This is a genomic window from Pseudomonas sp. MYb327 (assembly GCF_040438925.1).
Classification (GTDB): Bacteria; Pseudomonadota; Gammaproteobacteria; order Pseudomonadales; family Pseudomonadaceae; genus Aquipseudomonas.
Genome location: NZ_CP159258.1, coordinates 864,234 through 887,517 on the forward strand (window position 1 = coordinate 864,234; position 23,284 = coordinate 887,517).

The 23,284-nt window shown below is 57.8% G+C and carries 24 protein-coding genes; 5 read left to right on the top strand and 19 right to left on the bottom strand.

The window, feature by feature from the left end; all coding sequences use genetic code 11:
• Positions 1-23: 23 nt before the first annotated feature.
• The 4 genes from ABVN21_RS03955 to minC form a co-directional block, all read right to left on the bottom strand.
• On the bottom strand, positions 24-659 hold the full coding sequence (locus ABVN21_RS03955; RefSeq protein ID WP_339556028.1) for an RluA family pseudouridine synthase: 636 nt from the start codon (positions 657-659) through the stop codon (positions 24-26).
• Between the two features lie 90 nt (positions 660-749).
• Complete coding sequence (gene minE / locus ABVN21_RS03960) at positions 750-1,004, bottom strand: cell division topological specificity factor MinE (RefSeq protein ID WP_007974947.1); 255 nt, start codon at positions 1,002-1,004, stop codon at positions 750-752.
• Between the two features lie 3 nt (positions 1,005-1,007).
• Positions 1,008-1,820, bottom strand: a complete 813-nt coding sequence (minD, locus tag ABVN21_RS03965; protein ID WP_339556027.1) for a septum site-determining protein MinD — start codon at positions 1,818-1,820, stop codon at positions 1,008-1,010.
• Positions 1,821-2,020: 200 nt separating this feature from the next.
• Positions 2,021-2,758, bottom strand: a complete 738-nt coding sequence (gene minC, locus ABVN21_RS03970) for a septum site-determining protein MinC (RefSeq protein WP_339556026.1) — start codon at positions 2,756-2,758, stop codon at positions 2,021-2,023.
• Positions 2,759-2,876: 118 nt separating this feature from the next.
• Between minC and ABVN21_RS03975 the strand changes: the two genes are divergently transcribed.
• The 3 genes from ABVN21_RS03975 (at position 2,877) to ABVN21_RS03985 (ending at position 7,884) form a co-directional block, all read left to right on the top strand.
• Positions 2,877-3,809 carry a lipid A biosynthesis lauroyl acyltransferase gene (locus ABVN21_RS03975; protein ID WP_339556025.1) on the top strand — a complete coding sequence of 311 codons (933 nt, stop codon included), beginning with the start codon at positions 2,877-2,879 and terminating at the stop codon, positions 3,807-3,809.
• 36 nt (positions 3,810-3,845) lie between these two features.
• Positions 3,846-5,015, top strand: coding sequence for a patatin-like phospholipase family protein (locus tag ABVN21_RS03980; RefSeq protein ID WP_339556024.1), 1,170 nt, complete (start codon positions 3,846-3,848; stop codon positions 5,013-5,015).
• A gap of 73 nt (positions 5,016-5,088) precedes the next feature.
• Positions 5,089-7,884 carry an RHS repeat-associated core domain-containing protein gene (locus ABVN21_RS03985; RefSeq protein ID WP_339556023.1) on the top strand — a complete coding sequence of 932 codons (2,796 nt, stop codon included), beginning with the start codon at positions 5,089-5,091 and terminating at the stop codon, positions 7,882-7,884.
• 65 nt (positions 7,885-7,949) lie between these two features.
• Here ABVN21_RS03985 and ABVN21_RS03990 read toward each other — a convergent pair whose 3' ends face one another.
• The 8 genes from ABVN21_RS03990 to puuE form a co-directional block, all read right to left on the bottom strand.
• On the bottom strand, positions 7,950-8,735 hold the full coding sequence (locus ABVN21_RS03990; RefSeq protein ID WP_339556022.1) for an outer membrane protein OmpK: 786 nt from the start codon (positions 8,733-8,735) through the stop codon (positions 7,950-7,952).
• Between the two features lie 374 nt (positions 8,736-9,109).
• Positions 9,110-9,895: an outer membrane protein OmpK gene (locus tag ABVN21_RS03995; protein WP_339556021.1), complete on the bottom strand. Its 786-nt coding sequence runs from the start codon at positions 9,893-9,895 to the stop codon at positions 9,110-9,112.
• Positions 9,896-10,052: 157 nt separating this feature from the next.
• Positions 10,053-11,411: a nucleobase:cation symporter-2 family protein gene (locus ABVN21_RS04000; protein ID WP_339556020.1), complete on the bottom strand. Its 1,359-nt coding sequence runs from the start codon at positions 11,409-11,411 to the stop codon at positions 10,053-10,055.
• A gap of 163 nt (positions 11,412-11,574) precedes the next feature.
• Positions 11,575-12,879, bottom strand: coding sequence for a urate hydroxylase PuuD (locus tag ABVN21_RS04005; protein WP_339556019.1), 1,305 nt, complete (start codon positions 12,877-12,879; stop codon positions 11,575-11,577).
• Between the two features lie 50 nt (positions 12,880-12,929).
• The gene (locus tag ABVN21_RS04010) at positions 12,930-13,433 is read right to left on the bottom strand and encodes an ureidoglycolate lyase (RefSeq protein ID WP_007960046.1); all 504 of its coding nucleotides are present in this window, start codon (positions 13,431-13,433) and stop codon (positions 12,930-12,932) included.
• A gap of 123 nt (positions 13,434-13,556) precedes the next feature.
• Positions 13,557-14,552 carry an allantoicase gene (gene alc / locus ABVN21_RS04015; RefSeq protein WP_339556018.1) on the bottom strand — a complete coding sequence of 332 codons (996 nt, stop codon included), beginning with the start codon at positions 14,550-14,552 and terminating at the stop codon, positions 13,557-13,559.
• A gap of 90 nt (positions 14,553-14,642) precedes the next feature.
• Positions 14,643-15,158, bottom strand: a complete 516-nt coding sequence (gene uraD, locus ABVN21_RS04020) for a 2-oxo-4-hydroxy-4-carboxy-5-ureidoimidazoline decarboxylase (protein WP_339556017.1) — start codon at positions 15,156-15,158, stop codon at positions 14,643-14,645.
• Positions 15,155-16,081, bottom strand: coding sequence for an allantoinase PuuE (gene puuE / locus ABVN21_RS04025; protein WP_339556016.1), 927 nt, complete (start codon positions 16,079-16,081; stop codon positions 15,155-15,157). The genes uraD and puuE overlap by 4 nt, the downstream gene beginning before the upstream one ends.
• A 419-nt stretch (positions 16,082-16,500) precedes the next feature.
• Here puuE and uraH point away from each other — a divergent pair, with 419 nt between their 5' ends.
• The gene (gene uraH, locus ABVN21_RS04030; protein ID WP_339556015.1) at positions 16,501-16,854 is read left to right on the top strand and encodes a hydroxyisourate hydrolase; all 354 of its coding nucleotides are present in this window, start codon (positions 16,501-16,503) and stop codon (positions 16,852-16,854) included.
• Positions 16,855-17,039: 185 nt separating this feature from the next.
• On the opposite strand, the gene ABVN21_RS04035 is transcribed toward uraH, so the two are convergent.
• From ABVN21_RS04035 to ABVN21_RS04045, 3 genes are all read right to left on the bottom strand, one after another.
• Positions 17,040-17,666, bottom strand: coding sequence for a LysE family translocator (locus ABVN21_RS04035; protein WP_339556014.1), 627 nt, complete (start codon positions 17,664-17,666; stop codon positions 17,040-17,042).
• Positions 17,667-17,738: 72 nt separating this feature from the next.
• Positions 17,739-19,058: an NCS2 family permease gene (locus ABVN21_RS04040; RefSeq protein WP_339556031.1), complete on the bottom strand. Its 1,320-nt coding sequence runs from the start codon at positions 19,056-19,058 to the stop codon at positions 17,739-17,741.
• A gap of 328 nt (positions 19,059-19,386) precedes the next feature.
• Positions 19,387-19,833, bottom strand: coding sequence for a MarR family transcriptional regulator (locus tag ABVN21_RS04045; RefSeq protein ID WP_339556013.1), 447 nt, complete (start codon positions 19,831-19,833; stop codon positions 19,387-19,389).
• A gap of 82 nt (positions 19,834-19,915) precedes the next feature.
• Here ABVN21_RS04045 and ABVN21_RS04050 point away from each other — a divergent pair, with 82 nt between their 5' ends.
• On the top strand, positions 19,916-21,082 hold the full coding sequence (locus ABVN21_RS04050) for a PLP-dependent aminotransferase family protein (protein ID WP_339556012.1): 1,167 nt from the start codon (positions 19,916-19,918) through the stop codon (positions 21,080-21,082).
• Between the two features lie 114 nt (positions 21,083-21,196).
• On the opposite strand, the gene ABVN21_RS04055 is transcribed toward ABVN21_RS04050, so the two are convergent.
• The 4 genes from ABVN21_RS04055 to ABVN21_RS04070 all read right to left on the bottom strand — a co-directional run bounded on the left by ABVN21_RS04055 (position 21,197) and on the right by ABVN21_RS04070 (position 23,251).
• The gene (locus ABVN21_RS04055) at positions 21,197-21,568 is read right to left on the bottom strand and encodes a glutathione S-transferase N-terminal domain-containing protein (protein WP_339556011.1); all 372 of its coding nucleotides are present in this window, start codon (positions 21,566-21,568) and stop codon (positions 21,197-21,199) included.
• 104 nt (positions 21,569-21,672) lie between these two features.
• Positions 21,673-22,218 carry a GTP cyclohydrolase I FolE gene (folE, locus tag ABVN21_RS04060; protein WP_003204506.1) on the bottom strand — a complete coding sequence of 182 codons (546 nt, stop codon included), beginning with the start codon at positions 22,216-22,218 and terminating at the stop codon, positions 21,673-21,675.
• A 78-nt stretch (positions 22,219-22,296) separates the two neighbouring features.
• Positions 22,297-22,854 carry a Smr/MutS family protein gene (locus tag ABVN21_RS04065; RefSeq protein ID WP_140667195.1) on the bottom strand — a complete coding sequence of 186 codons (558 nt, stop codon included), beginning with the start codon at positions 22,852-22,854 and terminating at the stop codon, positions 22,297-22,299.
• 76 nt (positions 22,855-22,930) lie between these two features.
• The gene (locus ABVN21_RS04070; RefSeq protein ID WP_339556010.1) at positions 22,931-23,251 is read right to left on the bottom strand and encodes a hypothetical protein; all 321 of its coding nucleotides are present in this window, start codon (positions 23,249-23,251) and stop codon (positions 22,931-22,933) included.
• Positions 23,252-23,284 lie beyond the last annotated feature (33 nt).

The window sequence follows — 23,284 nt, forward strand, 5'->3', positions numbered from 1 at the left end:
TTTCTGGTTAGGCCGTGAGTTGCTCAAAACGGCGCGGGACACTCGAAGCGCAAGCGATCGCCAGTTTCGGGATGGGTGAAGCTGAGCATGCTGGCGTGCAGGCAAAGGCGCGGCCAGGCGGCGAGCGCCTGCTCATGGGCATAGAGCCCGTCGCCCAGCAGCGGATGACCAATCGATAGCATGTGCACGCGCAACTGGTGCGAGCGCCCCGTGATGGGTGTCAGCTCCACACGACACCAGTCGCCGCAACGTTCCAGTACGCGCCAGAAGGTCAATGCATGTTTGCCGAATTCATGGTCGACCACATGGCGCGGCTTGGTAGGCGGATCGTAGCGCAGCGGTAAATCGATGCTGCCGCTGTCGAGTTCAGGCTGACCCCAGCACAGTGCTGTGTAGGCTTTTTCGGTTTCGCGGTCGTGAAATTGCCGAGACAGTTCACGGTGCGTATCGGGATCGCGGGCCAACAGGATGATGCCGGAGGTTTCCCAATCCAGTCGGTGGACGATTCGCGCTTCCGGATAGCCGTTTTCTTGCAGGCGGGTAATCAGGCAATCCTTGTTGTCATCGGCCCGGCCAGGGACGGAGAGCAACAAAGTCGGTTTGTTCACCACCAGTACGGCGGCATCCTGATGGATGATGTGGACGTTGGACAACGGCATTAAAACAGCCTCGTAACAAACGCCAACGGCGGTTCAGCCCCCCCGCAGCCGCGCGTGGGACCTGAACCGCCGTGGCTCCCGCCGAATCGACTAGCGATCTGGCAGGGTGATATTGAGTTCCAGAATCGAGCAGCTGCCCTGGCTTTCCAGTGCGACGTGCACGTCATCGGACCCGATATTGACGTACTTGCGAATCACCTCAACCAGTTCCTTCTGCAAGGCTGGCAGGTAGTCCGGGGTGCTGCGTTGGCCGCGTTCGTGCGCCACGATGATCTGTAGACGCTCTTTCGCTACCGACGCGGTGCTTTGCTTTTTGTTGGCACGAAAGAAGTCAAAAAGGTTCATTGCTTAGTTGCCTCCAAACAGGCGCTCGAAGAATCCCTTCTTCTGTACATCGAGGAAACGATGTTCCACGGTTTTGCCCAACAGGCGGTCTACGGTATCGCTGTAGGCCTGGCCGGCATCGCTCTGGTCGTCAAGAATCACCGGAACGCCCTGGTTGGATGCCTTGAGCACCGCCTGGGATTCAGGGATCACACCGAGCAGGGCCACCGAGAGGATTTCCTTAACGTCTTCCACGCCGAGCATTTCGCCTTTGCTCACACGTTCAGGGTGGTAGCGGGTAATCAGCAAATGTTCCTTGATCGGATCTTCGCCGCGTTCGGCGCGACGGGACTTGCTGGCCAGCAGGCCGAGCATGCGGTCCGAGTCACGCACCGAGGAGACTTCCGGGTTGGTCACGACGATCGCTTCATCGGCGAAGTACATGGCCAGGTGGGCGCCTTTCTCGATGCCGGCCGGGGAGTCGCAGACCACGAACTCGAAGTCTTCCTTGAGTTGCATCATGACTTTTTCCACGCCTTCGACGGTCAGCGCGTCTTTGTCGCGGGTCTGGCTCGCAGCCAGTACGTAGAGGTTTTCCAGGCGTTTGTCTTTGATCAGGGCCTGTTGCAGGTTGGCTTCGCCGTTCACCACGTTGACGAAGTCATACACCACGCGACGCTCGCAACCCATGATCAGGTCGAGGTTACGCAAACCGACGTCGAAGTCGACGATCACTGTTTTGTGGCCGCGCAGAGCGAGGCCGGTACCGATAGCGGCGCTGGTGGTGGTCTTACCCACACCACCCTTGCCGGATGTAACCACGAGAATCTTGGCCAAGGTGTTTCACCCCTAAGGAAAAAGGACTTTTAGCCCCTGAAAAACATCTCTTGAAAACTACTGCAGTCGGACAGCCTTGGCTGGAAACCGGTCCTGAGCGGCGCTTACCTCCGGTAAACACTGCTAATGGCCTTTTTCCTACTTCGTTTGAGCCGTTTTCGCTACGTTTTAGAGATGTTTGGAAAATGCGGCAGTATCCGTTAAAGCCGAATGATGTTCAACACGTCGCCTGACAGGCTGACCTGCACGCCCGAACCCCATAAAGGATCGCGGCGCAGATCTTCGGAAACCTTGTAATGCCCGGCGATAGAGATCAGTTCAGCGCTCATTTGCTGACAGAAAATCCTGGCTTTCGTGTCGCCTTTGACCCCGGCCAACACACGACCACGCATCGGGCCGTATACATGGATGTTGCCATCGGCGAGAAGTTCCGCCCCCGGGCTGACCGAGGAAATCACCACCAGATCGCTTCCTTGTGCATAAATCTGCTGGCCACCACGTACTGGCGACGTGATGATTTTGGTCGGTTTGATCGTCGGCTCCGGTGGTTTTTCCGGTTTTTTCGCCACGACGCCTTCGTTCAGGTCCAGCGGGCGCTCACGGGCGCCGGACGGCGGCAGCACCGGCAGATCGACCGCGATGGCGGCGGCGATGTCTTCGATGCGGCTGGCTCGGATCGCCAGAGTGCGCAGGCCATGTTGGCGGCACACACGCATCAGGCCCGGCAGGTCGACGGCACCTTCATTGGCAGGGAGTTTGTCCAGGGCGAGGACCAGCGGCGCATTGCTGAAAAAACCAGGCGCCTGGGCGACTTTGGCGGCCAGTTGCCGGTCGAGGCTTTCGAGGTCGTTACGGGCCAGTTCCAGCACCGTAATGGCGAGCATGCTGCCCTTCAGCTGGAACACGGGATCTTGGTCTAGCGGTTCGGTTTGGCTCATGGTCGGCATACAACGACTTGTCACTAAAAGTGCCGAGACTTATAACGAGAACGCCCGCAGGCCGCAAGCCGGGTCGAACGATGTAGAATGCGCGGCCATTGTCTTTACGGAACTGTTAATGGATCGCCCGCGTTTTCGAACAGCATTTCTCTCTCCACGTTTCTGGCCGCTGTGGTGTGGCTTGGGGCTGTTGTGGCTGATCGTGCAGTTGCCGTACCCGGCATTGCTGTGGATCGGCCGTGCTCTGGGCGCCTTGATGTATCGAGCGGCCGGCGACCGACGGCGCATTGCCAAGCGCAATCTGGAACTGTGTTTCCCAGAAAAGTCCGCTGCCGAGCGCAAGCGCCTGCTCAAGGAAAACTTCGCCTCTACCGGCATCGCCTTCTTCGAAATGGCGATGAGCTGGTGGTGGTCCCGTGAGCGCCTGGCGAAGCTGGCCCATATCGAAGGGCTGGAGTATTTGCAGCAGGCGCAGCGCGAAGGCAAGGGTGTGATCCTGATGGCCGTGCATTTCACCACGCTGGAAATCGGCGCGGCCTTGCTCGGCCAACAACACACCATCGACGGTATGTACCGCGAGCACAAGAATCCGTTGTTTGACTACGTCCAGCGTCGCGGCCGCGAGCGCCACAACCTCGATTCGCTGGCGGTGGAGCGTGAAGACGTGCGCGGCATGCTCAAGTTGCTGCGGGCGGGCCGGGCGATCTGGTACGCACCGGACCAGGACTACGGCGCCAAGCAAAGCATCTTCGTGCCGCTGTTCGGTATTCAGGCCGCGACCGTCACCGCCACCAGCAAGTTTGCACGGCTGGGCAAGGCACTGGTGGTGCCGTTCACCCAGGAACGACTGGCCGACGGCAGTGGCTATCGCCTGGTGATCCACGCGCCGCTCGAAGGTTTCCCCGGCGAAACCGAAGAAGCCGACTGCCTGCGCATCAACCAATGGATCGAAGGTGTCTTGCGCGACTGTCCGGAGCAATACCTTTGGGCACATCGGCGCTTCAAGAGCCGTCCACCCGGCGAGCCGAAGTTATACGCAAAACGCGGTTGATCGATCGAAGCCCAATAAGCACCACGGAGTGTTGCGATGAGTCCTGCTGAACCGGTTACAGGGTTGATTCTTTCCGGCGGCGGGGCTCGGGCGGCTTATCAAGTCGGCGTACTGGCGGCAATCGCTGAGCTGCTGCCGCTGGGCGCTGACAATCCTTTTCCGGTAATAGTCGGCACCTCCGCCGGGGCGATCAATGCAGTCAGCCTGGCCAGCGGCGCCACGGACTTTCGCGCGGCGATCGAGCGACTGACAGCGTTCTGGCAGGGCTTTCGCAGTCATCTGGTGCTGCGCAGCGACTGGCCGGGCGTGATCAGCCAAGCTACGCGGTTTGTCAGTCATAGCCTGTTGGGCCTTGGCACGCAGGTTCCGGTGGCGCTGCTTAACAGCTCACCCTTGCGCGACTTGCTCGACGACAAGTTACAGATGAACGGCATCGCCGAAGCCATCGCGCAAAAGCAGCTGCACGCGGTTGCCGTCACGGCCTTCGGCTATGAGTCCGGCCAGGCCGTCACCTTCTATCAGGGTGGCGGCACCATCGACGCCTGGTTGCGCCATCGCCGCATTGGCATACCTACTCAATTGTCCGTCGACCATTTGCTCGCCAGTTCGGCCATTCCGTTGTTGTTCGCGCCGGTGAAAATCGGCGAAGAGTATTTTGGCGACGGCGCGGTGCGCCAGTCGGCACCGATCAGCCCGGCGTTGCACCTGGGCGCCAGTCGAGTGCTGGTGGTGGGCGTCAGCGGCAACCCGCGCGGCGTCGACCCCGAGCAGCCGCTGCAACGCGCTTACACCGGACAGCAACCGACACTGGCGCAGATCGGCGGGCACATGCTCAACAGTACGTTCATTGACAGCCTGGAAAGTGACATCGAGCTGTTGCAGCGCCTGAACCAGTTCAGTCACCTGATGCCCGATGGCACGCCAACCCGCGCGCTCGGCGTGGCGCCGGTAGAGGTGCTGGTGATTTCTCCGAGTCAACCGATCGACGAGATTGCCGCGCGTCATCGACAGGAATTACCGGCGGCGCTGCGTCTGTTTTTGCGTGGGCCGGGGGCGACCAAGACCAGTGGGGCAGGGGTGTTGAGTTATTTACTGTTCGAGGCGGGATATTGCAGCGAATTGATTGATCTGGGGCGGCGCGATGCGTTGGCCAAGCGGGGGGAGTTATGCCGTTTCCTGGGGCTCCCGGTGGCTGAAAGGGTTTGAACTGTCAGTTGTGACAGTAGACGCTTCGTTGCCTCTCCGATCAGATTGAAGCCCTCAAGCAGAGGGTTGGAAAATGGCGGATCCGCGATGGATTGATGCTCGCACGCCGACGCTAACGGTGGTGGATTCGCGCGGCTTGGCTGTGCGAAATGTCGCCTATTATCGTCATCCATTGAACGCGGCTTCTCAGACCCGTATCACTCGCAACCACTTCGATACGGCCGGAAGGCACATCGCGTCCTGGGACCCGCGATTGTGGGGGACTGCGCCTAAACCGAACATCGCGACCACGTATGACCTTCAGGCTCAGCTTCTATTGGTGGACAGCGCTGATGCCGGTTGGCAGCTGAGTTTGCTGGATCAGTCCGACTTGGCGTGTTCGTTTTGGGACGGTCGTGGGAGTCAGCGTCACACTGAGTTCGATGAGCTTCAGCGTCCGACGACCGTGACAGAGCAGATGAAGGATGCGTCGCCCCGCGTCGCCGAGAGATTTGCTTATGGTTGGGGCACTGATGAGTTTGCAATTCATAACCAGTGTGGCCAACTGATCCGTCATGACCATCCGGCTGGCTCGCGCAGGTTTTGCGAATACGGTGTCAGTGGTTTGCTGCTCTCGGAGCAGACCCGTTTTTTGCGTGATCTGGAGCCAGCGGATTGGTCGTCCGAATTCGCCGATGCCTGGCTGGAGGACGAAGTTTTCCAGACGACGCAGCAGTGCGGTCCTTTGGGGGAGATGCGCGGTCAGACTGACGCCATGGATAACGTCAGATCATTCGCTCACGACCGGGCTGGCCAGCTATGTGAAAGCCGCTTGAAACTGGCGGATTCTTCAGGTGAGCCCCGGTTGTTGGTCAGTGAGATTGTCTACGACGCGTTCGGCAGAATCGTGAGCGAACGGTCTGGAAACGGGGTCACTACCACTGTCCTGTACGCACCTGAAGATGGGCGTCTGATGCAATTGCTTTCCTGCAATGGCTCGCCACTTCAGAACCTCAGGTATTCCTACGATCCGGTGGGGAATATCTGCAGCATCGAAGACAAGGCCGAGGGGACGCGCTATTTCAATAGCCAGCGCATCGATCCCATCAATCACTATTTCTACGACAGCCTTTATCAACTGGTGAGGGCCACCGGCCGGGAAGTAAGCCAGCCAAGTTACGGCCCCGCTTTACCTCCTTGGCAAACCATACCGCTGGACCCCAATCGGTTGCGCAATTACACCCAGACGTTCAACTACGACGCTGCCGGTAATTTGCTAACCCGCTTCCACAGCGGTGCAGCGAATTTCGAAATGTTCACTTCCCCCTATTGCAATCGCAGTGTCGTGGACAGGGAAAGTCTGGCCGACGGATTTGATGCCAATGGCAACCAGCAGGAGTTGCAGCGCGGTCAGCGGATGAGCTGGGACAGTCGAAATCAGTTAAGCAGAGTCACGTTGGTCAGGCGCGAAGACGGGCCTGACGATACTGAGTGTTATTTCTACGACAGCCCCGGGCATCGGTTGCGGAAGGTTCGACTGACCGAGACTGCTCGTCGCACGCTGCACACGGACGTTCGCTACTTGCCAGGGTTGGAAGTCCACCGGAATGACGCCATCGGTGAAGAGCGACATGTCATCACTGTCGAGGCAGGGCACAGCCATGTACGCGGTTTGCACTGGGTTACAAAAATGCCGGCGGGTGTACATAACGATCAACTGCGCTATTGCCTGACTGACCATTTGAACTCCTGCACGCTGGAACTGGATGAACTTGGCGCTTTGCTAAATCGAGAAGTGTATTACCCGTTTGGTGGGACGGCTTTGTGGGCGGGCTCCAGTGAGACGGAAGTGAAATACAAGACAATTCGTTATTCCGGAAAAGAGCGGGATGCGACGGGGCTTTATTATTATGGGTATCGGTACTATGCGCCGTGGTTGCAGCGTTGGGTGAGTCCGGATCCGGCTGGGGATATTGATGGCGTTAATTTATTTATTTTTGTTGGGAATGAGCCGTGTGGCCATATAGATCTAGAAGGCTTAGTGCGCGGTGGCATAAATGAATTTCTTACAAGGGATGGAGACTGGAATAGCATGAAGCTTGATGCGGGGCGTCAAGCTATGTTGCGTCAAGAGTCTGTTTATAAGGGTTTTGATGTTAAACCCAGTAGGATGCGCAGAAATTATCTTATGGCCTTTACCAATGATTCAAATGTATTGGTGAATGATTACTTAAGGCACGGCAGAAAACACGGAGTGCTTTCCGGACGATTTTATTCTGTGGTTTTTGTTGCGTCAGAAGATTCCGATCGAGTCAGTGCTTTGACTAAAGTTGTTAGTGAACTCCCTCATACCGGTAATATCCCTCTTTATCGTGGTGGTTCCGGGGAGAGGGGGACGTCGGGGGAGTTCTTCAGGGATGGACGACTTGGCCCTGGTTCAATATTGGTCAATTCAGACTTTACTTCGTTTACTGAAAATCCATATGTGGCGGCGGAATTCGCAGCGCTTAATCAGCGTACACTTGCATTTGACAATTCCTCGGTGATTTTCGAGGTGGTTGATCATTTCAGTCCAAAACCAATTGCCCCGGACTCATTGCGTTTTGAAAACCGTGTCGATGAGGTCGAGTCACTGGTAATGCCCGCAGCGGCGTTTGAAGTTCTCTCTGTGGATTTAGTGGATATCGTACTCAAAGGTGTGGATCAAAATTATGTGCATGTGTCGATAAAGGAACTGGAGCCCCCCAAAGTAACCTCGGACTCATCTTCAGTTAGCACATTGCCGGGCAACGTTCATGATTTACGTACTGGCGAACTTTTAAATTTTGATCAGCTAAAAAAGAGATTGGGAAACTCAGCGAATCAACTATTGAAAGGTTATTACTCTTAAGCAAGTGATGGTCTACCACTTGGCGTTTTTACTCCGCCAAGTGGCAGACAGCCCCTGGTTTGCTGTCAGAAATGAACCTTAACCAGGAAACTCGTCACACTTTGATCCGTCTTGAAGCCCTGGCTGTCTTCAATCCCGTACTTGTTTTTCCAGTAGTCGTACTCGACACCGACGTACAACTGCTTGGCGCCCAGGTTCAGCGCCTTGCCCAGGTCGTATTTGACCTGTGGGTTGAAGTGCAGGTTGGCGTGGTATTCGCCTTTGTTGTTCACGTCATTGTCGACTACCCAGTCCATGAAGCCGTCGATCAGCACGTCCGAATCGCCCACCGGAATGGTGTAGGACCAAACCGGTGAGACCTGCCAGATGTTGTCACCTGGGCGGTCGCCTTCGGTGTGGCGGTTGTAGAAGTTCAGCTGGAAGTAGTCGAAACCTGGAATGGCCAGGTCGAAACCCGGACCGATCAGGTAGGACTCGGTATCGTCTTCGCCGAACTCGTACGTCATGGCCAGCAGCACGTCCTTGATCGGGCCGAATTCCAGCTTCTGATCGAAGATCTTGTTGAACGACAGACGCGGGCTGACTTCACCGTAGTAGGTGTTTTCGCCCGCGAAAGAGTCTTCCTTGCCGTTGTAGAAGATCTTGTCGATGAAGAAGAAGTTGTCGCCGTATTTCCAGCCATCTGCGTGTTCGAAGGTCACCGTCTGCTGAATGCGCGGGTTCACCTGGAAGTCCTTGCCGTAGAGGTAGGTCAGGCTGTTGTTTTGCCATTGCAGCAAGTCACCGGCCATGGCCTGACCCCCCGCCAGCATTGATCCCGCCAGCATCAGGCTAGTGCACGTACGTTTCATTCGGTTGCTCCCAAAAAGTAGTGGTTTCACGTTATTTTTTTAAGGTCGGCGCTCTGGTGTGGCGCCTTTTTCTGTAGCTGTAAAAATTCATCCATTCGGTCAGCTTTCATGCTGTTAGCAAGAGCTGCGCCAAGGCATGCGAAAAACAAAAAACTCCCACTCGGCTGCTCAAAAACAGTCGATTGAGAGTGGTTTGGGGATGCCTTGGTACCGTCCAGAGCCGGGATAAGTTGGCTTTCTGGTCAGGAATTAAATCCGGGCTTTTTTTTAAAGCGGATTCAGGCGGCCGCGGAGAATACTGACTCCTTGGCCAGGTCTCAAGTGCCCCGCAACAGCGCACCGACGACAGGTTTGGGGCACGGTTGCGGGTCATCTTAGAAATGCACCTTCACCAGCAGGCTGGTGGTATTTTCATTGGTGTCGAGGTTGCCGTTGTTTTCGATGCCGTATTTGTCTTTCCAGTAGCTGTACTCGGCGCCGACATACACTTGTTTTTCGCGCCAGCCGAGGGCTTTGCCCAGGTCGTACTTGATCTGCGGGTTGAAGTGCAGGTTGGCGTGATAGGTGCCGTGGGAGTTCTGGTCGTTGTCCACGACCCAGTCGATGTAGCCGTCGATCAACAGGCTCGAATTGCCCAATGGCACGGTGTAGGACCAGGCCGGCGTGATCTGCCAGACGTCGTCGCCGGGGCGCGAGCCTTCGGTCTGGCGGTTATAGAAATTCAAGGTGAAATAGTTGAAGCCCGGTACTGCGAGGTCGAAACCGGGGCCGATCAGGTAGGCCTCGGTGTCGTCTTCGCCGTTCTCATAGGTCATGGCCAGCAACACGTCCTTGATCGGACCGAATTCGAAGCGGCGGTCGAGGATCTTGCCCAAGGAGAGGCGCGGGCTGAACTCGCCGTAATAGGCATGCACGCCTTTGTTGCGGTCTTTCTCGCCGTTGTAGTAAGTGCTGTCGATGAACATGAAGTTGTCACCGTACTTCCAGCGATCGGCGTGTTCGAAAGTCACCGTCTGCTGAATCGACGGGTTGACCGCGAAATCCTTGCCGTACAGATAGCTCAGGCTGTTGGTTTGCCACAGCAGTAGATCGCCGGCCATGGCTTGAGTGGCGGTCAGGAGACCGCCCGCCAACAACAGGTTTGTCTGGGTACGAATCATCTGTTGCTCCCTCTTGTTTTTATTTTCAAGGCACAGGAAACCCATGCCCTGTGGGAGCTGGCTTGCCAGCGAAGAGGCCAGATGATCCAACATCAATCGAGTCTGACACTCCGCTTCGCCAGCAAGCCGGCTCCTACAGGGGGCGTGTGTTTCCGGGTTAATGGGTGTGGGCTTGGCAGTCGTTGATGGCCGCGCGTTCGGCGCCACCGAGGATGTTGAACAGCAGGTTCAAGGTCAGCGCACTGAGCGTGGCCATGGCGATGCCGCTGTGGGTAATCGGGCTCATCCACACAGGCAGGTGGGCGAAAAATTCCGGGCGTACCACTGGAATCAGGCCCATGCCGATGCTCACCGCCACCAGCAACTGGTTGCGACGGTCACCGATGTCGGCTTCCTGGAGAATTTTGATCCCGGTGGCGGCGACCATGCCGAACATCGCAATCGCCGCGCCGCCCAAGACCGCCGGTGGAATCGACGCCACCAAAAACGCGGCTTTCGGCAGCAGGCTCAGGACGATCAGCAAACCACCGGCGACGATGGTTACCGAGCGGCAGCGCACACCCGTCATCTGTACCAGGCCGATGTTCTGGGCGAAGGAGGAGTGGGTGAAGGTGTTGAAGAAGCCGGCGAAGAACGACGCGCCGGCATCACACAGCAAGCCGCGACGCAGCATGCGCGGGCAGACTTCCTGTCCGGTGATCTTGCCCAGCGCCAGGAACATCCCGGTGGATTCGACGAAGATTATCACCACCACCAGGCACATCGACAGGATCGGTGCGAGTTCGAATTTCGGCATGCCGAAGTGCAGCGGCGTGACGAATTGCAGCCATGGCGCCTGGGCCATGCCGCTGAGATCAACCATGCCCAGCACGCCGCACAGCATGTAGCCCAGGCACATGCCAATCAGCACGGAAATGTTGACCCAGAAACCACGCATGAATCGATGCACCAACAGGATGGTGCCCAGCACTAATGCGGCAATCGTCAGGTAAATCGGTGAGCCGAACTGAGCAGCTTGAGCGCCGCCACCCGCCCAGTTCACGGCAACGGGGAACAGCGATAAACCGATCGAGGTGATGACCGTGCCGGTCACCAGAGGTGGGAAGAAGCGAACAACTTTGGACATGAACGGGGCGATGATCATGCCGAAGAACCCGGCGGCGATGGTCGCGCCGAAGATCCCTTGCAGACCGATGCCGGGCATTCCGGCCATGGCGACCATGCTGCCGACGGCGGCGAAACTGGCACCCATCATCACTGGCATGCGGATGCCCATGGGGCCGATACCGAGGGACTGAACGATGGTGGCGATGCCGGCGACCAACAGGTCGGCGTTGATCAAAAAGGCGATTTCTTCACGACTCAGGCCAGCGGCCTGTCCGATGATCAGCGGCACCGCGATGGCTCCGCCGTACATCAGCAGAACGTGTTGCAGGCCAACCAGGATCAGTTGCAAGAGGGGCAAACGCTGAATGGCGGGTGCGTCGGGGATGCGCGCTTTGGAGAGCTCGGACATGCAACACCTCGGATCTTTTTTATTCTTGTGATTTTGTGCATCAGGCAACCGCTGTGCGGTTGATCGCCAGCAAGCCGGCTCCTACAGGTTTTGGGTCGGTCGCAGCACGTGTGGACGACATAAATCCGTAGGAGCCGGCTTGCTGGCGATGCTTTTCAAACGATCAGTTGGTCTGGGCTCCCTGCACAATCCAGGCGCCGATCAGGTCACGTTCCTGCTGGGTCATCTGAGTGATGTTGCCCAGTGGCATGATCTGGCTGGCGACGGCTTGAGCCTGGATCCGCGCAGCGTTCTGGCGGATTTGCTCGGGAGTGTCGAACATCACACCGGCAGGGGCCGCACTGAACAGCGGGCTGGTCGGTTTGGCCGAGTGGCAAACCGCGCATCGTTCCTGAATCACACTGTGCACCTTGTCGAAGCCTGGGCCGGCGTTGGACGCTTGCGCCGGTGCAGCGGCAGGGGCTTCTGCAGGTTTGGCTTCAGCCGGTTTCAAACCACCACCCTGTGCCGTTTCCGGCAGTGGCTGGTATTCGATCGCTGCCGGTGTCTTGGCCACTTCTGGAGCGCTGGACATCGGTTTCGGACCGGAAACGTAGGCCAGGCAAATCATGCCCACCGCTGCCACCGGCAGGGTCCAGGCAAACTTGTGGCTGTCGTGACGGGTGTTGAAGTAGTGACGCACCAACACCGCCAGTACCGCGATCCCGGCCAGGATCAACCAGTTGTACTGGCTGCCGTAGGTGCTCGGGAAGTGGTTGCTGATCATGATGAACAGCACCGGCAAGGTGAAGTAGTTGTTGTGACGCGAACGAAGCAAGCCTTTGGCTGGCAGCGCCGGATCCGGTGTGCGGTTCTCGGCAATCGCCGCCACCAGTGCACGTTGCGCCGGCATGATGATGCGGAACACGTTACCGACCATGATCGTGCCGATGATCGCGCCGACGTGCAGGTACGCACCACGACCGCTGAACACTTTGCTGAAGCCGTAGGCCGCGCCGATGATCAGGACGAACAGGATGAAACCGAGCAGGGCAGGGCGTTTGCCCAAGGCCGAGTCACAGAGGAAGGAGTAGACGAACCAGCCGATGAACAGCGAGCCGATACCGATGGCCACGCCTTCAGGGCCGCTCAGGGTGCTGCCCGGAGCCAGCAGGTAGAGCGTCGGGTTGGAGTAGAACACCACGCACAGCAGCGCAATACCCGACATCCAGGTGAAGTAGGCTTCCCATTTGAACCAGTGCAGGTTGTCCGGCATGGTCGGTGGAGCCAGTTTGTATTTTTCCAGGTGGTAGATACCGCCGCCGTGGATCGCCCACAAATCACCGGCCAGACCACTTTTCGGGTTGACCCGATTGAGGTTGTTTTCCAGCCAGACGAAGTAGAACGATGCGCCGATCCAGGCCACGCCAGTAATCATGTGAACCCAGCGCACGCTCAGGTTCAGCCATTCCAACAGATGTGCTTCCACAGTCTTTACCTCTCGCCTGTCACTCTGTTGTCGAGTGATCAGACCTTCTCTTATTGGTGGGGGGCGAGGATCAAACGCTCATCCTCTTTGAAAAAATGCTCATCGCAGTTATTGCCTGTACCACTGCGATCAACCACCAGGAAGTCATCCCGCTTTTCGATCGTCAGCACCGGGTGGTGCCAGACGCCGCGATGGTAATTAATGCCCTGCCTGCCGTTGGTGACGAAGGCGCGGACCAAGCCTGATACAGGTTCATCGCCAAGTGGCGCGACCACGATCAGAAAGGGGTTGCCGAGCAGCGGAATGAAAGCCTGGCTGCCCAGCGGATGACGCTCCAGCATGCTCACGGTCAGCGGCATGTCCTGCGCGTCGGCGCGGAAGATGCTGATGATCGCGTTGTCCTCCGGCGTAGCGGTTTCGACCGTCGCCAGTTTATGGAAGCGCATGGTCGAACCGTTGTTGATCATGAAGTGATCGCTGCCGTCGGTTTCGATCACGTCACCGAAAGGGGCAAAGGCTTCTTTGGTCAGCGGTTCAATCGTCAGTGTGCGCATGCTGTTCTTATCCGAATTCTGTGTTGTTAGAACTATCGCCATCGCGGGCAAGCCCGCTCCCACAGTGAACTGTGGCGTTCACAAAACCTGTGGGAGCTGGCTTGCCAGCGATTGGGTTCAACCTTATTTAGCGACCTTGCCCAAAACGCGCAGGCGGCTTACGCCACCGTCCGGGAACACGTTCAGGCGAATGTGGGTGATTGGGCCCAGGGCTTTGATCTGCTCGGCGAACGTGTGTTCGGCGTGCATTTCCAGCTTCTGGCTCGGCAGCAGTTCGCGCCAGAACAGCGACTGGGTTTCGATCTGGCTGTCGGTGCCGCCCTTCACGAACGCGCCCTGGATCGAGCAGCTGTCCGGGTAGTTGCCTTTGAAGTGCAGGGTGTCGACGATGATTTTCTCGATCTCGCCCGGGTGGCCCAGTGCGACGATCACCCAGTCATTGCCCGGCGTGCGACGACGCGCGGTTTCCCAGCCGTCGCCCATGTTGATGCCACGGCCCGGGTTGAGGATGTTGCTCATGCGACCGAAGTGTTCGTCGGAGCAGGCGAGGGCGCGGCCACCGTTGAGGGCTGCAGCCAGGTCGACTTGCTCGTTGTCGCCAACAGCCGACCAGTCGCGGTGCGGCACGCCGTACACGCGCAGACGGGCAACACCGCCGTCCGGGTAGATGTTGAAGCGCAGGTGGCTGAACGCCTGGTCGTTGCTGATTTCGTGGTAGTGGTGGCTGTTGCCTTGCAGCTCGACGGCCGACAGCACTTCAGTCCACTGGGTGTTTTCATTCGGTTCGCCTTCGGCCAGGAAGCAGGCTTCCAGGGAGGCCGACGGCGGGAAGTTGCCGGTGAAGAATGAAGTGTCGATGTCGACGCCTTTGATCGAACCCGGTACGCCCAGGCGGATCACTGCGCTGTCATAGCCTTCGAAGCGCTTGCGGCGCGATTCCCAGCCGTCCATCCACTTGCCGTTGTCATCGAACACGCCTTCTTTCCACACAGCCGGGGTGGGCTGGAACAGGCGGTTGGCATCAGCGAACCAGTCATCGGTGACCGAGATGATTTTGGTGCCCAGGCGGGCGTCGGCCAGGTTGACGAACTTCTCGAAAGGTACGGCGTAAGCTTTCATTCTTCTTGTCTGCCTTTAATAAGTTGGCTTGGGATGCTTGCAGGGCCCTGGGAAACGCAAGCGTTCATGAGGTTTCTCGGGCCAGGCTCGCTATAGGGTCAGTAAACGGAACAGGGCGATCTTGTTGATCTCTGCCAGCGCGCATTTGAATTCGGTGTCTGCCGAGTTGTGGATGCGCGTTTCGAACGCTGCGAGGATCTGATGCCGGTTGCTGCCTTTTACCGCCATGATGAAGGGAAACTTGAACTTGGCTTTGTAGGCGTCGTTCAGCTCGGTGAAGCGCTGGAACTCTTCGGCCGTGCATTGGTGAATTCCCGCGCCAGACTGTTCTTCAGTACTGGCCGCGGTAAGCTGGCCCTGGACGGCGGCTTTGCCGGCCAGGTCCGGGTGAGCGTTGATCAAGGCCAGTTGGCTTTCATGATCGGCGCTCAACAGGATGTCGCTCATGCGCTGGTGCAAGGTTTCGATCTGGTCGATCGAAGCGTCCTGGCCCAAGTCGAAGGCCTTCTCGGCCACCCATGGCGAATGTTCGTAGATGTCGGCGAACGCAGCGACGAATGCATCGCGGTTCAGGCTCGACGGTTTCAGGGTTTGAAAGGTGCTCATTTGGCAGCCCCTTGGTACGGGTGGGTTTCGTGCCAGTGGCGAGCGATGTCGACGCGACGGCTGAACCACACCTGTTCATGGCTTTTAGCGTATTCGATAAAGCGCTTGAGCGACGCCAGACGCGCCGGACGGCCGATCAGGCGGCAGTGCAGGCCGATCGACAGCATCTTCGGTGCTTCGGCACCTTCGGCGTACAGCACATCGAACGCATCTTTCAGGTATTCGAAGAAATCGTCGCCCTTGTTGAAACCCTGGACCTGGGTGAAGCGCATATCGTTGGTGTCTAGCGTGTACGGGATCACCAGGTGCGGCTTGCCGGTCGGGTTGTTCGGTTCCCAGTAGGGCAGGTCGTCGTCGTAGGTGTCGCTGTCATAGAGGAAACCACCTTCTTCCATCACCAGCTTGCGAGTGTTCGGGCCGGTGCGGCCGGTGTACCAGCCCAGCGGGCGTTCACCGGTGATTTCGGTGAGGATGCGGATCGCTTCGAGCATGTGCTCGCGCTCCTGGGCTTCGTCCATGTACTGATAGTCGATCCAGCGGTAGCCGTGGCTGCAAATCTCGTGACCGGCATCGACCATCGCGCGAATCACATCCGGGTGGCGTTGGGCGGCCATGGCCACGGCGAAGATGGTCAGCGGAATGTCGAATTCCTTGAACAGTTTCAAAATCCGCCAGACGCCGGTACGGCTGCCATACTCGTAAAGGGATTCCATGCTCATGTTGCGCGCGCCTTGCAGCGGCTGCGCCGAGACCATTTCGGACAGGAAGGCTTCGGATTCTTTATCGCCATGCAGGATGTTGCGCTCGCCACCTTCTTCGTAATTGAGTACGAAGGACAAGGCGATGCGGGCATTGCCCGGCCAGTGTGGGTGCGGAGGGTTACTGCCGTAACCGATCAGGTCGCGAGGGTAGTCAGCGCTCACTGCAGTCTTCCTTCTTATTCGTGATGACAGATTGTGTGATTCGCCTGGTCTGGCGTCACAGCGATGGGCTGATTGTATACAACTTTATGTTCTATTTGTAAGCCTGATTTTTTGCATTTTTCATCAACGGTCATCTTCAACTGCTATTTTCACAACCTTGCAAGAATTCTGCCTGACTGGTCAGCTAATGAAACTGAGCTTCAGCCGGTGTGGGCTTCAGCGGTAAATCGTCGAGAAATACCCGGATGGCGGGGATGGCGGGAAAAATGTCGTTTTTATTGTGTACAATTTTTTTGAAAAGTGTCTTAATCAATCACTCGCCGCAGCTTTTCGTGCTCCGAATCGGTGCGGTCTCCTTTTCACCTGACTTCGGGAGGCGCGAAGTCTGACTGCTCCACGCAGGCAGGCGCGCAGAATCAATGGGACGTTTGACTACACACGTTTTGGACGCTGCACACGGTTGCCCGGGCAGCTCGATCAAGGTCGAGTTGTACCGCGTTGAAGGTTCGCAGCTGGAATTGGTCGCCACTGCGCTCACCAACAGCGATGGCCGGGTCGATGCGCCGCTGCTGCAAGGCGATGACTACCGGTCCGGGGTCTATCAGGTTCAGTTTCATGCGGGCGATTACTACCGCGCCCGTGGTGTTCAGCTGCCGGAACCGGCGTTCCTGGATGTGGTGGTGCTGCGCTTTGGCATCTCTGCGGAGCAGGATCACTACCACGTTCCCTTGCTGATTTCGCCTTATAGCTACTCCACGTATCGCGGCAGCTGATCCCCCAAGCAGTTGCCGCACCCTGGAAGCGACTGCGCATATAGCTTCTTTGGTCTTTCGCCCGCTCACACTGCGGGCTTTTTTTCGCCTGGATTAAAGTGGCGTCTGGTCTGGCGCCATCGCTGGCAAGCCAACTCCTAAAGGTTGTGCACTTCCTTGTAGGATCTGGCTTGCCAGCGATGGTTTTAGCGGCTCAACAATGAAGCCGCACCCGCACCACTGAACAACCCCGCGCTGATCCGGTTAAACCAACTCTGCCCCTTGCCACTGCGCAGATACCGCGCCGCACCATGGGCACCCAGCCCGTAGGCCAATTTGCACAACAAATCCAGCACCGTCCAGGTTGCGATCATCACCAGCAGTTGCGGCAGGAACGGCTGTTCGGCGCTCAAGAACTGTGGCAGAAACGCGGCGAAAAACAGGATGTCTTTCGGGTTGCTGGCGCCCAGCATGAACGCGCGCCCGAACAGTGCGCGGAAACGTGGCACCGGCGCAGCTTGAGGCACTTCGGCGCCGTGGGAAGGCTGGCGCGATTGCTGCCAGCTCTGCCAGGCGAGGTAGAACAGATACAGCGCACCAACGATTTTCAACGTGCTGAACAACTGTTCCGATGCCAGTAGCAGGGCGCCCAGACCCAGCGCCGAAGCACTCAGCAGACAGATCGAAGCAATCACGCCGCCGAGAAACGCCGGGTAGGAACGGACCAAACCGTAATTCAGACTGTTGCTGATCATCAGCAAAGACAGTGGCCCCGGGATCAGGATTACCACTAGCGCAGCGCCGCTGAACAGCAGCCAGGTTTCCAGACTCATCACTTTCCTCCATTTGCACAAAAGCCCCACCCGACGGGGTGAGGCTGGTTTCGAGCGCGTTTCGCGTAAGACTTACAAGAAGATGAACTTGGCGATGAAGATCGCGCAGAGCACCCACAGGCTGACGGAAATTTCCTTGTACTTGCCGGTACCGGCCTTCAGCGCCACATAGGTGATGAAGCCTAGCGCGATACCGTCGGCAACCGAAAAGGTCAACGGCATCATGATCGCGGTGACGATCGCCGGAATGCTGTCGGTCGCTTCGTCCCATTCGATGTGCGCCATGCCGCCCATCATCAACATCGCTACATAAATCAATGCACCAGCGGTGGCATAGGCGGGAATCATGCCGGCCAGAGGTGCGAAGAACATGGCTGCAATAAATAGCACACCTACGGTCACTGCGGTAAGACCAGTCCGACCACCAGCGGCGACGCCCGCGGCACTTTCCACATAACTGGTGACCGGCGGAACACCGACCACAGCACCAAATACACTCGAAGCGCTGTCGGCCTTCATGGCGCGGGAAAGGTTTTCGATACGGCCGTCAGCGCCCACCAGGTTGGCGCGCTGGGCAACGCCCATCAAAGTGCCGGCGGTGTCGAACATGTGCACGAAGAGGAACGCCAGGACCACGCTGATCATGCTGACGTTGAACACACCGGCGACGTTCATGGCCATCCAGGTCGGGGCCAGGCTGGGCGGTGCCGACATGATCCCTTCGTAATGCACCAGGCCCAGTCCCCAACCGGCGAGGGTCACGGTGATGATGCTGATGAGGATCGCGCCGAACACTCTGTGGTAGCTGAGGATGGCGATCATCAGGAAGCAAACGGCGGCCAGCAATGGGCCAGGTTCGCGCAGGGAGCCCAGCTTGATCAGGGTGGCCGGGCTATCGACCACAATGCCCGCGGTTTTCAAGCCGATCAGCCCCAGGAACAGTCCCACGCCGGCACCCATGGCGAAGCGCAAGCTGACCGGAATGCTATTGAGCAACCATTCGCGGATGCGCGAGAAGGTCAGGATCATGAACAACACACCGGAGACGAACACTGCGCCAAGGGCGGTTTCCCAGTTGTAGCCCATGGTGCCGACCACGGTGTAAGTGAAGAAGGCGTTCAGGCCCATGCCGGGTGCCAGGCCGACCGGCCAGTTGGCGTACAGACCCATCAACAGGCAACCCAGCGCGGCGGCGATGCAGGTGGCGACGAACGCGGCACCATGATCGATCCCGGCGTCGGCCATGATGTTGGGGTTAACGAAAATGATGTAGGCCATGGTGATGAAGGTTGTCAGACCGGCAATCAGCTCGGTCTTCACCGTGGTGCCATGCAAGCTGAGTTTGAAAATGCGCTCCAGCCAGCCATTGCGTAGAGGCGGCGAGAGATCCAGCGTCGATGCTTCGGATTTGCGGCTTTCCACAGCGAGTACTCCTCAAGAGTTTTATTGTTATTTCCAGGGCCGGACCTGAGAGGGTGGCAGCGGCCCTTTGAGGCACTTGCGAATTTGTTGACCGCATGGTCAGGAACTCGCATGAAGTGGATTATGCTTTTGTGTACAAATAAAGCAAATATTGTTTTTGATTTTGTTTACGAAAGGTCAGGCGATAGTGATATATCGCCTTCGAGGGCCTCATCGCCAGCGGGCTGGATCCCCCAGTTTTTCTGTGCACTGCAAATCATTGTGGGAGCCACGCCTGCTGGCGATGGGGACCGAACAGTCAATCAATACTTGTCTGACTTTTCCCAAGAGCCAGATTTACCGCCAACCACCCATTCACCGCCGCCTCCCCAGCCTCGGCAAACACCCGTTCCAGCAATTTCACCTGCTCACGGCGCAATGACTGCTCAAACCGAGCACCGTCGTCAGTCAGCTCCAGCAGCCGTTTACGCTTGTCGGTTTGGGACGCAACGCTGTTCACCAAATGCATTTCCATCAACTGACGCAGGGGAATGTTCAGCGCCTGCTTGCTCACATCGAGCAATGCCAGCAACTCCTTCACGCTCAGACTCGGATAACGGGCGATGAAAAACACGATGCGTTGATGCACCCGGCTCAAGCCGCGACGCTCAAGCATTTCATCGGCCTTGGCGGTGAAAGCCTGGTAACCAAAGAAAAACGCCTCCATGGCTTGTTGCTGTGAAATCGGGTTTTTAAGGTCAATCATGTTGACGTATCCGTTCGTGCTGTCGTAATTTCGGTCAACAAGTTTGACTCATTTTCCTCTGGCCTCGCTACCGGTGATCTCCATGGCTTTTTCCGAACGTGTCTCGCGCCTTAAAAGTTCTCTGATCCGTGAAATCCTCGCCGCCGCCCAGCGCCCGCAAGTGATGTCGTTCGCCGGGGGCTTGCCGGCAGAAGCCATGTTGCCGAAAGTCGAATGGGCCGACATGCCGGTGTCCATGGGCCAATACGGCATGAGCGAAGGTGAGCCGGCCTTGCGTGAGGTGCTGGCGGCAGAGGCCCGGGCGCTGGGTGTGCCATGTGAGGCGAGCCAGGTGCTGGTGGTCAGCGGTTCTCAACAAACCCTCGATCTGGCTGCCAAGCTGTACATCGACAAAGGCACCGAGATCCTGCTTGAGGCGCCGACTTATCTGGCGGCCCTGCAAATCTTCCAGTTGTTCGGCGCAGACTGCATCACTGTTCCGCTGGAGGCCGATGGCCCGGACTTGGCGCAACTGCGGGCGCGCCTGGAAAAGCATCGTCCGGCGTTCATCTACCTGATCCCGACGTTCCAGAACCCCTCCGCCGTGCGTTACAGCGAAGCCAAGCGTGACGCGGTGGCGGCCCTGCTCGATGAATTCGGCGTAACCCTGATTGAAGACGAGCCATACCGCGAACTGACTTTCGATAGCGGCAGTGCCACACCGATTGTCAGCCGCCTGAAAAAGGCCAGTTGGATCTACACCAGTACGGTGTCGAAAACCCTGCTGCCGGGATTGCGTGTTGGCTATTTGATCGCAAGTCCGGACCTGTTTCCGCACCTGCTGAAGCTCAAGCAGTCCGCGGACTTGCACACCAATCGGGTCGGCCAATGGCAGGCGCTGCAATGGATGGGCACTGAAAAATTCCAGCAGCATCTGAGTGAATTGCGCGACTTCTACCGAGTGCGTCGGGATGCGTTTCAGTCGGCGCTGGACACCCACTTTTCGGATTTGGCGGACTGGAATGTGCCGCAGGGCGGGCTGTTTTTCTGGTTGAGGCTCAAGCAGCCGCTGGATACTCGAACGCTGCTCAACACGGCGTTGGCCAACGATGTGGCGTTCATGCCGGGGGAACCGTTCTTTCCTGAGCCGGACAACAACCACGGATATTTGCGGTTGAATTTCAGCCATATCGATCCGGCGCGATTGGATGAAGGTTTGAAGCGATTGGCGGCGGTGGTGCGGCAGGCGCAGGCAGCGCAAGCGGCCTGAAAACAAATAAACCGGCGCGAGGGCCGGTTTATTTTTGTCTGGAATTTTTGGCGCTTGTACCGGCCCTATCGCAAGCCTGCTGGCGATAGGGCCATCAATCACACCACAAATACATCAGGCTGCAGCAAAGCGCTTATCCAGGTAATCAATAATCACCTTGGACTCATACATCCACGTGGTTTGACCATTCTCTTCGATGCGCAGGCACGGCACCTTGATTTTGCCGCCATGCTCCAACAGGGTCTGGCGATCCTGTTCGTTATTCTTGGCATCACGCAACGCCACCGGCACGTTCAGGCGACGCAGGGTACGGCGGGTTTTAACGCAGAACGGGCAGGCGTGAAATTGATACAGGGTCAGGTCCTTGGCAGCGGCTTCGACCTGGGCCTGGGCAGCGGCGGGGCGCTTTTTCTTGCCTGGGCGGGTGAGGAAGTCGATGAAGATGATCAGTTGGCCAAGGCCGACACGAAGCGCTTTTACGAACACGTTGAAAGCCTCACGGTGCTAATAGAGAAAGGCGCGCAGCTTACCTGATTTTTTGCGGACGAAAAAAAACCGGCGATGAATGCCGGTTTTCTTCGCGACAGGAATTACTTGATGAGGCTGAGGAATTCGCTGCGGGTTGCGGCGTTCTCACGGAACTCACCGAGCATCACCGAGGTGATCATCGACGAATTCTGCTTTTCCACACCGCGCATCATCATGCACATATGCTTGGCCTCGATCACCACTGCAACGCCCAGGGCGCCGGTGACTTGCTGGACCGCATCGGCGATCTGGCGGCTGAGGTTTTCCTGGATCTGCAGGCGGCGAGCGTACATATCGACAATCCGCGCGACTTTCGACAGGCCTAAAACCTTGCCGCTCGGGATGTAGGCGACGTGGGCCTTGCCGATGAACGGCAGCAAATGGTGTTCGCACAACGAGTAAAGCTCGATGTCCTTGACCAGCACCATTTCGCTGTTGTCGGAGCTGAACAAGGCACCGTTGGTGACTTCTTCCAGTGTTTGTTCATAGCCGCGGCAAAGGTACTGCATGGCTTTGGCGGCACGTTTTGGCGTGTCGAGCAGGCCCTCGCGGGAGACGTCCTCGCCCAATTGGCCGAGAATCGCGGTGTAATTCTGTTCCAGGGACATGAAACTACCTGTGGGATTTTTACGCAAAGGGCAAGGGTACGGTGGCTAACACGACGCTGCAAGCTTGACGCGTCAGCTTTACTCGTCGCGGCCTTCCATCATGGTTCGTTTGAGCATCACATAAACAGCGCCGGCGCCGCCGTGTCTGGCCTGACACGAGGTGAAGCCGAGGACCTGCGAATGCTGGCGTAACCACGTGTTGACGTGGCTTTTGATCATCGGTCGCTTGCCGTCAAGACGCACGGCTTTTCCGTGGGTGACGCGTACGCAACGGATTTCGAATTTGGTCGCTTCAGCGAGAAAAGCCCAGAGAGTTTCCCTGGCCTTTTCCACGCTCATGCCATGCAGGTCGAGGCTGCCCTCGAACGGAATCTGTCCGATCTTGAGCTTGCGCATCTGGCTTTCCTGCACACCGTCGCGTGCCCACATCAACTCGTCTTCCGGGCCGACGTCGATCACGAACTGATCAGACAGCCCGTCAACGGTCGTGGCATCGGTGCGAATGGTGGCGGCTTGACGCAGCTTGGCGATCTGCGCGCGGTCAGCCTTGGGTTTGCCGGTTTCGGCGCGATCGTGCTTGATCGGCTTGACGCCTTGGATCGCGCTTTTGAACAGGGAAAAATCGTCGTCTTGCATGTCAGCCTCCGCGAAGGGCGGCCAGTTTACCCAACTCGACGCGAATGGGCGCGCGACAAAACGCGCGGTGTCCGGATCAGTCGTGTTTTTTCATCAAATGCGGGGACATGTTCAACTCCCGCGATTGCCGCGAACGGCGCCGGCAACGACGCCATAGCCAGACGCCGATGTACAGCACGAACAGGCCAATCACCAGAATCACCGCTGCACCGCCCCGGTTGGTATTCAACTCTCCCAGGGCCGGCATGTGACCGAACAGGGCGGCGGCACCGGCCATGGCGAGCAACACACCGGACATCGCCAGCAGCGCCGCAATGGCTGCGCCGATTCGAAAACGCCAATTGCTTTGGCCTTTGGGCCGCAAGCGGCGAGCGTCAAATCCATCGGATAACTTCATTCCGACCTTCCTCTATGGGTATCGGCCCTTCGA